Consider the following 11,218-nt stretch of genomic DNA (forward strand, 5'->3'; position numbering starts at 1 on the left):
CCAATAAAAAACCCGCAAGCCGAAACTCACGGGTTTTTTATTGCACATTCTAAGTTCAATTCAACCTTAGAATAAGCGGTTCATACCATTCAATGTTGCAACACGGTACGCTTCCGCCATAGTCGGATAGTTAAATGTGGTTTCTACGAAATATTTAATCGTATTGTTCGGGCTATTCATCACGGCCTGACCAATGTGGATAATTTCCGCAGCATTATTACCGAAGCAATGAACACCTAAAATTTCTAAAGTATCACGATGGAACAAGATTTTAAGCTCACCCACGGTGTCGCCCGTAATTTGCGCACGTGCCAAATGACGGAAAGATGCCTGACCCACTTCATACGGAATTTTTTCTTCTGTTAACTGTTGTTCAGTTTTACCAATCGAAGAAATTTCAGGAATGGTATAAATACCCGTAGGAATATCCGTTACAGGTGCAATTCCTTCTTCACCGCTCATGTTAGAACCGGCACAACGACCTTGGTCATATGCAGCAGATGCAAGTGAAGGCCAACCGATTACATCACCCGCAGCAAAGATATTCTCTACTTCAGTTTGATATTGATCATTCACAGTTAATTGACCACGGCTGTTTGGTTTGATACCTACATTTTCTAGGCCTAAACCATCGGTATTACCAGAACGGCCGTTACACCACAAAATCGCATCCGCTTTAATTTTCTTACCACTTTGCAAGTGAAGAACCACGTGATCATCATGTGTTTCAAGATGATCAATCTGCTCGTTGTGGCGAATCAGTACACCCTGCTCACGTAAACGATATGACAATGCATCTGAGATTTCATCGTCTAAATAGCTGAGTAATTTGTGCTGTGTATTGATCAAGTCTACTTTATGGTCTAAACCAATAAAGATAGACGCATATTCACAACCAATCACACCTGCACCATAAATGATGATTTTTTGGATTGAATAATCCAGATCCAAAATTTTGTCTGAATCAAATACGCGAGGATGATTAAAGTCTAAAGCAGCAGGACGGTAAGGACGTGAACCTGTCGCAATCACTAATTGCTGGAATACTAAAGTTTCCGTCATACCTTCATTGCTAAAAATCAAAACAGTGTTTTGATCTTGGATATACGCACGGCCGTGGAAAATATCAATTTTATTACGGTCATAAAAACGTGAATGCGTTTCAACTTGTTGTTGAATCACTTTATGCGCATTACGTAACACCTGTTTCATCGTGAACTGTTTCCATTCACCGACTTTTTGGAACATAGGGTCACGTTGGTAACGTAAAATGCTTGAAACGGTCTGACGTAATGCTTTACTTGGAATTGTTCCTACATGGGTACAGTTACCACCAAGCTGTTCACGCATATCTACAATTGCAACTCGCTTACCTGATTTAGCAAGTTTCATTGCAGCGCCTTCACCCGCAGGGCCAGAACCCAGAACTACCGCATCGTATTTCACGAAAGTTCCACTAACGACCTCTTTCTTACGTGGCATTCAACGCTCCTTTACAAATATTCTTTAATCTAGGCTGTATTATGACGTATATCCTAACTTTTTTGGATATTTAGCTCACATATATTATGTGATAACCACATTTATTATATGAATATCGTTTTCCCCCTATTTAAGCTCAAGTCCGCTATAATGATCGAGCTAATTTTTTGAATATCTCCTCGTCAAAAACAGTGGAAAAGTTGAATATGTCTGAGAACCGTAAACCTGTACAGGGTGTAAAACTTCGTGGCGCAGAAAAAGTCGCTCGCATACCTGTGAAGGTCGTGCCAACGGTTGAAACGCCTCGTAAGCCTGACTGGATTCGGGTCAAAATGGCTGCCCCTGATGAAGTTCAACGTATTAAAACAACTTTACGCGCACAAAAATTACATACCGTGTGTGAAGAAGCGGCTTGCCCGAACTTACCTGAATGTTTCGGTGGCGGTACTGCAACCTTTATGATTATGGGCGATATCTGTACTCGTCGTTGCCCATTCTGCGACGTTGCGCATGGTCGTCCCAATGCTCTTGACCCAGATGAACCACGTCACATGGCAGAAACCATTGCCAATCTAGGTTTGAAATATGCCGTAATTACGTCGGTCGACCGTGATGACCTAGTTGATGGCGGCGCACAGCACTTTGTTGACTGTATTAAAGAAGCTCGAAACTTGAGCCCAAAAACACTTTTGGAAATTCTAGTTCCTGACTTCCGTGGTCGTATGGATGTTGCCCTTCGTATCATGACGGAGTGCCCTCCTGATGTGTTTAACCACAACATTGAAACTGTGCCACGTTTGTATAAAGCAATGCGTCCAGGTTCTGACTACCAACACTCTCTAAACTTATTAAAAATGTTTAAAGAATACTGCCCAGATGTACCAACTAAATGTGGTTTGATGGTCGGTATTGGTGAAACTGAAGAAGAAGTGATCGCGTTATTAGACGACTTAAAAGCACATGATGTTGACTATGTCACCATTGGTCAGTACTTACAGCCCTCTAAAGAACATGCCCCTATTGACCGTTTTGTAAGCCCAGAAGAATTTGAGCGTTACACTGCACATGGCCAAAAGCTTGGTTTCAAAAACATTTGGGCTGCACCAATGGTCCGTTCAAGTTACTTTGCTGACCGTCAATACTATGGTGAGCCAGTGCCTGCGGTACGTCGTAAAACTGATCCTGCAAAGAAAATTGCAGTTCAAGCGATTGAAGCCTAATTACACTAAGATTTAAAACATCGCAAATTAAAGCCCTCATTGATTGAGGGCTTTTTTGTGGCTTTCACACTCAGCCCAATTCATTTACCACTATATGATCTTTTGAAAATAGTGCGTTCCTTAAACGTTATCCAATATATCGAATCATCCAAGTTTACGTAATGTGACATTTTTTTGCCCGATAGGGATTGTATTGTGATTCTTTATTAATCAATCTATTGATAACACGTTATCTGCGCGTTCATTATTCGCGCAATTTTCCAATCACACTCACCAGCCGAGTGATGCCATTTTGACAGTCTCATGCACTTTAAAATCAGAAAGACAAAAGATGAGATCATTTTTAAACGCATGTAGGCTGTTTTAAACGCATAACGCTCTGGCCCTTGTCACTGGAGCCATAACAAATGCTATTTATACTCAGTGCCGTACTCTTTATTTTTGCTCTTTGGGCCGTTTTTTTCTTTGAACTTTCACGAGCTGTAGGCGCGATAACACTGATATTCGTTTCAATTGCACTCGCCTTTTTAAGCCCATGGTCATTAATACTTGGCATCCCGCTTATTGCTTTAAGTTTAATTGTGTTGATTGATCCACTGAGGCTCAATCTACTCACCAAACCTGCCTATAAAACCTTAGCAAATGCGATGCCGAATATGAGTACTACGGAACGTGAAGCGTTGGATGCAGGAACAAGTTGGTGGGAAAAAGAGCTATTTATGGGCGCGCCTGATTGGAAAAAATTTGAGGCTTATCCCTATCCTCAGCTTAGTGCTGAAGAACAATCCTTCATTGATAATGAAGTCGAACAACTTTGTGCCATGCTCAACGAATGGGATATTCACCATAAACATAAAGACCTCCCACCAGAAGCTTGGCAATTCATTAAGGATAATGGTTTCTTAGGACTAGTGATTCCAAAATCTTACGGGGGCCGTGAATTTAGTTCATATGCACAAAGCCGTGTCATGAGCAAGATTGCATCTCGCTCACTCACTGCCGCAGTCAGTTGTATGGTGCCCAACTCTCTTGGACCGGGGGAATTGCTACTACACTATGGTACTGAAGCACAAAAAGATAGATATCTCCCAGGCCTTGCCAAAGGTGAAGAAATCCCATGTTTTGGACTCACCAGCCCTGAAGCCGGCTCAGATGCAGGCGCCATTCCAGATACAGGTGTCGTCTGTTATGGCACCTTTGAGGGACAACAGGTGCTCGGCTTAAACATGAACTTCTCTAAACGCTGGATTACCCTTGCACCGATTGCCACCGTCATTGGTCTGGCATTTAAGTTATACGATCCAGATGGCTTATTGGGAGATAAAAATAAAACGGAATATGGCATCACCTGCGCGCTGCTACCGGCGAGTCATGACGGTGTCATTACAGGCCCTCGTCATAATCCAGGCTCACCGTTTATGAATGGGACAGTTGAAGGCAAAGATGTCTTTATTCCCTTAGATTGGATCATTGGTGGGATTGAAAATGCCGGCAAAGGCTGGCGTATGCTAATGGAATGTTTAGCGGTCGGTCGTGGTATTTCACTCCCTGCGTTATCAACGGCAGCCGGAGAAATGGCATATTTAAATGTTGGTGCATTTGCCAAAGTTCGTCAGCAGTTTAAAATTTCTGTAGGTAATTTTGAAGGTGTGCAAGAAGCATCGAGTGATATCGCATCAGACGCTTACATGCTTGAAGCATTTCGCTATTTGGTGACTTGTGGTTTAAACCAAGGCGGCAAACCTGCTGTGATGACCGCAATGGCTAAATACTATGCCACTGAAACCATGCGTAAAGTAGTTAATCACGGCATGGACATCGTCGGTGGACGTGCCGTGCAAATGGGACCTCGTAATTTTTTAGCTTTGAATTATCAGGCCATTCCTGTGTCAATTACTGTCGAAGGTGCCAATATTCTAAGTCGCTCTCTGATGATTTTTGGACAAGGCTCAATGCGGTGCCATCCATATTTATTTGAAGAGCTACAATTACTTCAAGCCGAAGATAAAAACGCTGCACTCAATACATTCAATGAAATGCTCTTTAAGCACTTAGGCTATACCTTTAACCGAACTGCACGCGCCTTTGCTTATGCGTTCACAGGTGGCCCATCCGACTCACCAGCTTCAGCAGATGAATTTAGCCGCCCCTACTATAAAAAAATTAATCGATTCAGTGCCGATTTCGCGCTGACTGCAGATATGTGTCTTGGCCTATTAGCCGGTGATATTAAACGTAAAGAAATGCTTTCGGGCCGACTTGCAGACATTCACTCTTATTTATTTATCGCGACGGCTATTCTTAAATATTATGAACAAGGTCAAAGAAGTGAAGCTGAACAATTACATGCGCAACTTGCATTAGATAAAGCTTTGTACAATGTTGAAAAAGCTTTCCAGGGCTTATTTGACAACTTCCCAATGCGACTAGCCGCAAGTATAGTAAAAATCATCTGCTTTCCGTTTGGACGAGTTGTTGCTAAACCGACAGACCGTTTAAAACGTGAAGTTGCCACTCAAATGATGCTAGACAATACTTTCCGCCAAGAACTGAAAAAGCACGTGTATTACAGCACAGCAGCAGATGAAGTTTCTGGTCGTATGGAAAATGCCTTTTTACAACTGTTAAAAATTGAACCGCTGTGGAACCAATTTAAAAAAGCTGAATCTAAAGGTCAATTCAAAGGTTTAACTTTTGAAGCACATATAGCCGATGCAATTGCACAAAAAGTCATTACTGCCTCCGAAGCTGAACAGCTCAGCACTTACAACATTCAACGCTATGACAGCATGCTCACAGATGTATTTGACATGCAGCTCATCCACGAACTTGAGTTATCCAATCCACATTTAACCGTTACACCAGAAGTGAAAAAGCAACAACACACCGATGATGAACCAGAAGCCTTCCTGCGTTATTAATCAGCTTCTGCATCGCTTTTAAGCTTTATTTTTCTCAAAATAAAAGCCATTCCATTCTTAAACAATGGGATGGCTTTTTTATACGACCATCAGCCAATGGTATCGCAGAGTCAAAGGTATAGGCTGTACTGCAAAATTACATCACAGAGGGTTTGCTACATGTCACAACAAGATTATGAAAATGGCTTAAAAGTTCGTACTGAAGTTATGGGTGAAAGTTTCGTTAAACGTGCTCAAGACAATACCGTGCCATTTACTCAACCTTTGCAAGATTGGATTAATGAGCATGCATGGGGTTCAACTTGGCAGCGTGAAGGCGTTTTACCCCGTAAATATCGCTCACTGATTACCATTGCATTTTTAACTGCACAAAAAAGTCCAACAGAACTCAAGGGTCATGTCCGAGGTGCTTTAAATAATGGGGCGACTGTAGAAGAAATTCAGGAAGTGTTACTTCATAGTTTGCCATATTGTGGCGCACCGGCGACTCAAGAAGCCTTTCGTGCGGCACTTGAAGTCATTAATGACTATCAAAAATCTAAATAAGTTACTGCGTTATAAAACAGTTTTAGAAAACTACGCTTAGCGTGGTTTTCTAAAGGGTTTCATCTTGTTTTTAACTTAGGACCTTAAATGCAGTGAATCCCGAATCAAATCCAGTAGACATTAAAATTATAGAAGAATTCATTCACTTCAAATCGAACTTGATATCCCAATTCTGTAAGCTCAGCAGATAAACTTCGAATCTCTTCTAAAGCTAAATGCTTGGGTAAAACCGTAAATACGGCGGTATTCCCCTGTTTGGCATTTTCCTCAATCAGCAAAGCCAAACGTGTCTTATATAAGGCGATATCTAAATTGGCTTGACTGGATAAAACTTTGGCATGTTCAGCGGGTAAAAAGCTCATATTCTTATACGCTTATCTGATTATTATTGCTTATAAATTAAGCCAAATTCAGCAAAGCGTGCAATGCATTTTTGTAATTGATATTTCAATTTCAAAGCGCATTGTTTGGCGCAAACGAAGCTCTTCAAAGCGATATACAAAAAAAGGAACTCAAAAAAAATCCCTCATGACGAGGGATTTTCTATGCTAGCGGGGTAATGGAATATATTGCGAGTCACTGTTTTGAGTTTGCAGTTTACGCTCTCCCACTTGTACCGGCAATGTCATCGCCTTTCCGTCTCGCTCAATCTCAATTTGCATAGTGCTCAATGGCGCTTGTTGTGCAACGTAATTGATTAAATGTGAGGTCGAGGTAATCAGCTCATTATTCACTTTCACGATTTTATCACCACGTTTTAAACCTGCCTGTGCTGCAGGTCCATTACGAATGACATCTGCGACAATCACACCATTCACCCGTGGATCTAAAATATTTTCTTGTTTAATTGGAAGTAAACTAATACCTAACCAACCACGAACCACTCGCCCATCTTTTAAAATAGCGTTCAGCACTTGTTGACATACTTTTGCAGGAATGGCAAAACCAATCCCCAAAGAGCCACCTGACTGCGAGAAGATCGCGGTATTTACACCAATTAAGTTCCCTGCAACATCAATTAAAGCACCACCAGAGTTGCCGGGGTTGATCGCAGCATCTGTTTGAATAAAGTCTTCGTAAGTGTTGATTCCCAAATCTGAACGACCTGTAGCTGAGATAATCCCTTGCGTAACCGTCTGACCCACGCCAAAAGGGTTACCAATCGCTAGGACGACATCACCGACTTCATTGCCACTTAGCTTAAATGGCAAAACCGGTAATTGACTCATTTCAATCTTAATCACAGCTAGGTCTGTATCTGGGTCTGTACCCACAACTTTCGCTTCAGCACGACGACCATCATGTAAAGCCACAACGATCTGATCGGCCTGTGCGATCACGTGGTTATTCGTCAAAATATAGCCATCTGGACGAACAATCACACCTGAACCTAAACTATTTTCGTTTTGATTGGTTTGATCTGGAAGTTGATTACCAAAAAACTCACGGTAAACAGGATCATTTAATAAAGGATGATCCAATTGTTTCACTTTTTGCGTAGTGAAAATATTGACAACCGCTGGAGCAGCAACTTTTACCGCAGCACTATACGAAACTACACCGCCTGTACGCGACGTATCGATGAGGGGCTCAACCTTTTCTGCAGGCATTTTAACCCCATCTGGGGCAATGGGTGCTTTAGGTTTTTGAACCTGTTGCCATGTAAAGAAACCGATGATCACAAGTATTAATAATACCCAAGGTAACCATGTAAAGGTCCGACGCACGTCTATATCCTCTAAATTTTATAATTCATTGATGGCTAAATAATTTATATCGTATTGTAATGTAATCTTTTCAACAAAATTAAAAATAAATACAGAGATTTGTGATTCTTTAGTTACAATTTAAACAATCGTAAATTTTGATTCATCTCTTTGAGATTTTGGACAATATATGGCTCAGTTAAGTGAAATTATTCAGTGGTGTGACAGCACACTCAAAGCACATGAATTTAAGGACTATGCTCCCAACGGCTTGCAAATTGAAGGCTTAGCAGAAGTGCATAAAATTTTATGTGCAGTTACCGCATCACAAACAGCGATTGAAGCCGCGATAGCAGAAAAAGCTGATTTGCTATTGGTACACCATGGTTATTTTTGGAAAGGTGAAGCTTACCCAATCACTGGTATGCGCGGCAAACGCATCAAAAGCCTGATCAAAAACGATATTTCACTCGTTGGTTATCACTTACCTTTAGATAGTCACCCTACTTTAGGTAATAATGCAGCGATAGCAGATTTGCTCGAATTAGAAAATATTGAAGCTTTAGATCCTACTGAACGCAATCCTATTGGCAATGTTGGTTATTTAAAACAAGCCATGACTCCAGCGGCGTTTAAAGAGTTCGTTTCTGAAAGATTAGGATTTGATGCCATTCACCTGCCTGCAGATAAACCCTCTATTCAAAAAATTGGTTTTTGTACAGGCGGCGCACAGGACTTTATCGGTAAAGCGGCTGCATTAGATTGTGATGCGTACATTTCAGGTGAAGTGAGTGAACGTACTTTTTACGAGGCTCAAGAATTAAACGTGCATTATTATGCATGTGGGCATCATGCAACCGAGCGTTATGGTGTACAACGACTCGCGAAAGCTATTTCAGAACAGTTCAATATTGAGTATAGTTATTTCGAATTAAATAACCCGATTTAATTTAAATCGTCTTGGTCTTTGACTCAGTCCTTATACGTATATTTTCAGGCTTTATTCTGTATTGTTATTTATAAGCAATGCGCATTTTACTGCAAGAATCTATTACAATAACGGCACTTAATGTCAAAACCCAGCAAAATGCAAGGAATTGAAAACATGACAACGATTACTTTACCAGCGTTACCTTACGGTTACGAAGATCTTGCTCCGCACATCAGCAAAGAAACTTTAGAATACCATCACGACAAACACCACAATACTTATGTGGTTAACCTAAACAAAGCAATTGAAGGTACTGACCTTGCTGGCAAAACTTTAGAAGAAATCATCACTGCTGTTAAAGGCGATGCTTCTAAAGCTGGTATCTTCAACAATGCAGCTCAAGTATGGAACCACACATTCTACTGGAACTGTATGGCTAAAAACGGTGGCGGTAAAGCTACTGGCGCTTTAGCAGCTAAAATAGACGAAGCTTTCGGTTCTTACGAAAAATTCGCTGAAGAATTTGCAAATGCTGCTGCAACTCAGTTCGGTTCAGGTTGGGCTTGGTTAGTTGCTGACGAAGTAAACGGTAACCTTTCTATCCTTAAAACTTCAAATGCTGACACTCCACTTGCTCACGGTAAAGTTGCAGTATTGACTATCGACGTTTGGGAACATGCTTACTACATCGACTTCCGTAACGCTCGTCCTAAATACATCTCTACTTTCTTAGAAAGCCTAGTGAACTGGGACTATGCAAACGCTAAATATGCAGGTCAAGCTGCTGGCGTTGAAAAATAAGTTTTAAAACTTATTCAAAAGTCGAAAAAATCACCCTTTATGGGTGATTTTTTACTTTCTTTTTTGAGCCAACCACATTGTGTGCTCTCTAGACATTGCATTTTCTGCATCTAGAACAAATTTTGAAAATTCAATTTCTCTATTTGTTTGACTTTTATCCAAACTTTCATAATCAGCTAAAATAAGATTTAACTCTGAGGTCGCGGTTAAATATGCTTCTTTATTTTCTTGATAATTTTTCACTTGAAGCCAACTGAGTCCACTTGCACTAAATGTTGTTAGAACAGATACCCAATTAAAATTACTTTCTGGATTTTCAATTAGTAAAAATGCACAAATCAAAGTTATTATTTGTAAAATAATCACTATCCAAAACCATTTAGAATATTTCTTTTTATTTAGTTCAGATTTTGTGGAATACCATCTTAATTGATCCTCAACCCTTTCTTTCAAATATATTTTTTCCCTTTCTTCAACTGGCAATAGTCTATTTTCTATCATTTTATCTGTAATTATATTCTTACATACATCTTTCGATTTAAGTTCCTTAGAGATATCCTGAAATTGATTACTTATTTCTTTGATTCTACTAATAAATCTTTTTTTAGCCTCGCTAGCAGTAAGTGTATTTTCAAAAAATTCAGAACATGTTACATATCTCCAAGTTAAAGTTTTGCAAGATTCAGCTAACGCCCTCCCCCTATACCAAATATCCTCATATCTTTTAACTTTCAGTATTAATGAAGTAATCAATGCTCCTGCTATAGAGAAAAAAACTACGTAATATATATATTTACGCAATTCAATTTCATTAAAACTATATATTGTAGCTATTGATGCAATACACATTAATATTAAATCTAACCTGAATAAACGTAGATAATATTTTTGTGCTTTCAATGATGCATTATCACCAGCAATAAAATAGCAAGGAAAATCTTTTTGTTCCATTTATGGTCTAACTCTAGTTTTATTAGCTATCGGTAAGTTTCTTTTTTGAAATGCATATTCAATGTAGATATTAGGATTTTTAATAAATTCCTCCCAAGTTGTTAAGACACAATATCTATCCTCTTCCAACCAAGAGCATTTACCATTTTGAGGAATATAGTAATTGTATGAAAATTCACTAATGACCGTTTCATCACCTATATTTACACTATTATGTGAATCATTACATTGGCTACAATAATAACTACCTTGTAAAACCCTATTAATCATAGGAGGTAAAATCACACCTAAAATACCATTACGTGTATTACCTTGCCTGTGATAAAGTGATGCCTGTAATTCCCTCTTGATAAATCTTTGATTTTCTAAATTGTTATTTTCAGCACAATATTCACCAATAAGAAAGATCGTTACAGTAGAATCACTAAGGTAATCCTCCCTAATCTTACGCATGATGTAATCTTCGTCTTCTGACTTAATTGGCTCATGTAAAGACTTATCAATCATATCAACATCAAGTTGCTCATGAATATATTAGATTTCTTTCATAAGTCATTTTTCACTCAGCTCCAAGTTATAAATTCCAGCAATTAGATTGAATCTTAATGCTAGTCTTTTGCCTCGATTGCGATATCGCTCAGCAAGAATTTTGAAGGTTTT

At 39.5% G+C, this 11,218-nt stretch carries 10 protein-coding genes and 1 pseudogene; 5 read left to right on the forward strand and 6 right to left on the reverse strand.

The window, feature by feature from the left end; genetic code table 11:
• Window positions 1-66 precede the first annotated feature (66 nt).
• The gene (gene sthA, locus FTU36_RS14365; protein ID WP_078190237.1) at window positions 67-1,482 is read right to left on the reverse strand and encodes a Si-specific NAD(P)(+) transhydrogenase; all 1,416 of its coding nucleotides are present in this window, start codon (window positions 1,480-1,482) and stop codon (window positions 67-69) included.
• Window positions 1,483-1,688: 206 nt separating this feature from the next.
• On the opposite strand from sthA, the gene lipA reads away from it, so the two are divergent.
• From lipA to FTU36_RS14380, 3 genes are all read left to right on the forward strand, one after another.
• On the forward strand, window positions 1,689-2,702 hold the full coding sequence (gene lipA, locus FTU36_RS14370) for a lipoyl synthase (RefSeq protein WP_180010433.1): 1,014 nt from the start codon (window positions 1,689-1,691) through the stop codon (window positions 2,700-2,702).
• A gap of 407 nt (window positions 2,703-3,109) precedes the next feature.
• The gene (locus FTU36_RS14375; RefSeq protein WP_180118372.1) at window positions 3,110-5,623 is read left to right on the forward strand and encodes an acyl-CoA dehydrogenase; all 2,514 of its coding nucleotides are present in this window, start codon (window positions 3,110-3,112) and stop codon (window positions 5,621-5,623) included.
• 159 nt (window positions 5,624-5,782) lie between these two features.
• Complete coding sequence (locus FTU36_RS14380; protein WP_168379173.1) at window positions 5,783-6,169, forward strand: carboxymuconolactone decarboxylase family protein; 387 nt, start codon at window positions 5,783-5,785, stop codon at window positions 6,167-6,169.
• Between the two features lie 104 nt (window positions 6,170-6,273).
• On the opposite strand, the gene FTU36_RS14385 is transcribed toward FTU36_RS14380, so the two are convergent.
• Complete coding sequence (locus FTU36_RS14385) at window positions 6,274-6,531, reverse strand: hypothetical protein (RefSeq protein ID WP_078191893.1); 258 nt, start codon at window positions 6,529-6,531, stop codon at window positions 6,274-6,276.
• A gap of 186 nt (window positions 6,532-6,717) precedes the next feature.
• Window positions 6,718-7,896, reverse strand: coding sequence for a S1C family serine protease (locus FTU36_RS14390; protein ID WP_180026344.1), 1,179 nt, complete (start codon window positions 7,894-7,896; stop codon window positions 6,718-6,720).
• 169 nt (window positions 7,897-8,065) lie between these two features.
• Here FTU36_RS14390 and FTU36_RS14395 point away from each other — a divergent pair, with 169 nt between their 5' ends.
• Together FTU36_RS14395 and FTU36_RS14400 are read left to right on the forward strand one after the other, a co-directional pair.
• Window positions 8,066-8,824: a Nif3-like dinuclear metal center hexameric protein gene (locus FTU36_RS14395; RefSeq protein ID WP_180118374.1), complete on the forward strand. Its 759-nt coding sequence runs from the start codon at window positions 8,066-8,068 to the stop codon at window positions 8,822-8,824.
• A 156-nt stretch (window positions 8,825-8,980) separates the two neighbouring features.
• Window positions 8,981-9,607, forward strand: coding sequence for a superoxide dismutase (locus FTU36_RS14400; protein WP_078192384.1), 627 nt, complete (start codon window positions 8,981-8,983; stop codon window positions 9,605-9,607).
• Window positions 9,608-9,658: 51 nt separating this feature from the next.
• Here the strand turns inward: FTU36_RS14400 and FTU36_RS14405 are convergent, their stop codons facing one another.
• The 3 genes and pseudogenes from FTU36_RS14405 to FTU36_RS14415 form a co-directional block, all read right to left on the reverse strand.
• Window positions 9,659-10,558, reverse strand: a complete 900-nt coding sequence (locus FTU36_RS14405; protein ID WP_180118376.1) for a DUF4231 domain-containing protein — start codon at window positions 10,556-10,558, stop codon at window positions 9,659-9,661.
• Window positions 10,559-11,065 (reverse strand): TIR domain-containing protein, encoded by a 507-nt coding sequence (locus FTU36_RS14410; protein WP_180118378.1) that lies wholly within the window; start codon window positions 11,063-11,065, stop codon window positions 10,559-10,561. It lies immediately after the preceding gene.
• A 45-nt stretch (window positions 11,066-11,110) separates the two neighbouring features.
• A pseudogene (locus FTU36_RS14415) lies at window positions 11,111-11,218 on the reverse strand (IS5/IS1182 family transposase); the annotation flags it as partial.

The organism is Acinetobacter sp. YH12096 (assembly GCF_013419215.1).
GTDB classification, from domain to species: Bacteria; Pseudomonadota; Gammaproteobacteria; order Pseudomonadales; family Moraxellaceae; genus Acinetobacter; species Acinetobacter amyesii.

Coding starts and splice junctions, on each gene's coding strand:
- lipA (WP_180010433.1), top strand. CDS start 1,689: ATGTCTGAGAACCGTAAACCTGTACAGGGTGTAAAACTTCGTGGCGCA.
- FTU36_RS14375 (WP_180118372.1), top strand. CDS start 3,110: ATGCTATTTATACTCAGTGCCGTACTCTTTATTTTTGCTCTTTGGGCC.
- FTU36_RS14410 (WP_180118378.1), bottom strand. CDS start 11,065: ATGATTGATAAGTCTTTACATGAGCCAATTAAGTCAGAAGACGAAGAT.
- FTU36_RS14395 (WP_180118374.1), top strand. CDS start 8,066: ATGGCTCAGTTAAGTGAAATTATTCAGTGGTGTGACAGCACACTCAAA.
- FTU36_RS14400 (WP_078192384.1), top strand. CDS start 8,981: ATGACAACGATTACTTTACCAGCGTTACCTTACGGTTACGAAGATCTT.
- sthA (WP_078190237.1), bottom strand. CDS start 1,482: ATGCCACGTAAGAAAGAGGTCGTTAGTGGAACTTTCGTGAAATACGAT.
- FTU36_RS14405 (WP_180118376.1), bottom strand. CDS start 10,558: ATGGAACAAAAAGATTTTCCTTGCTATTTTATTGCTGGTGATAATGCA.
- FTU36_RS14385 (WP_078191893.1), bottom strand. CDS start 6,531: ATGAGCTTTTTACCCGCTGAACATGCCAAAGTTTTATCCAGTCAAGCC.
- FTU36_RS14380 (WP_168379173.1), top strand. CDS start 5,783: ATGTCACAACAAGATTATGAAAATGGCTTAAAAGTTCGTACTGAAGTT.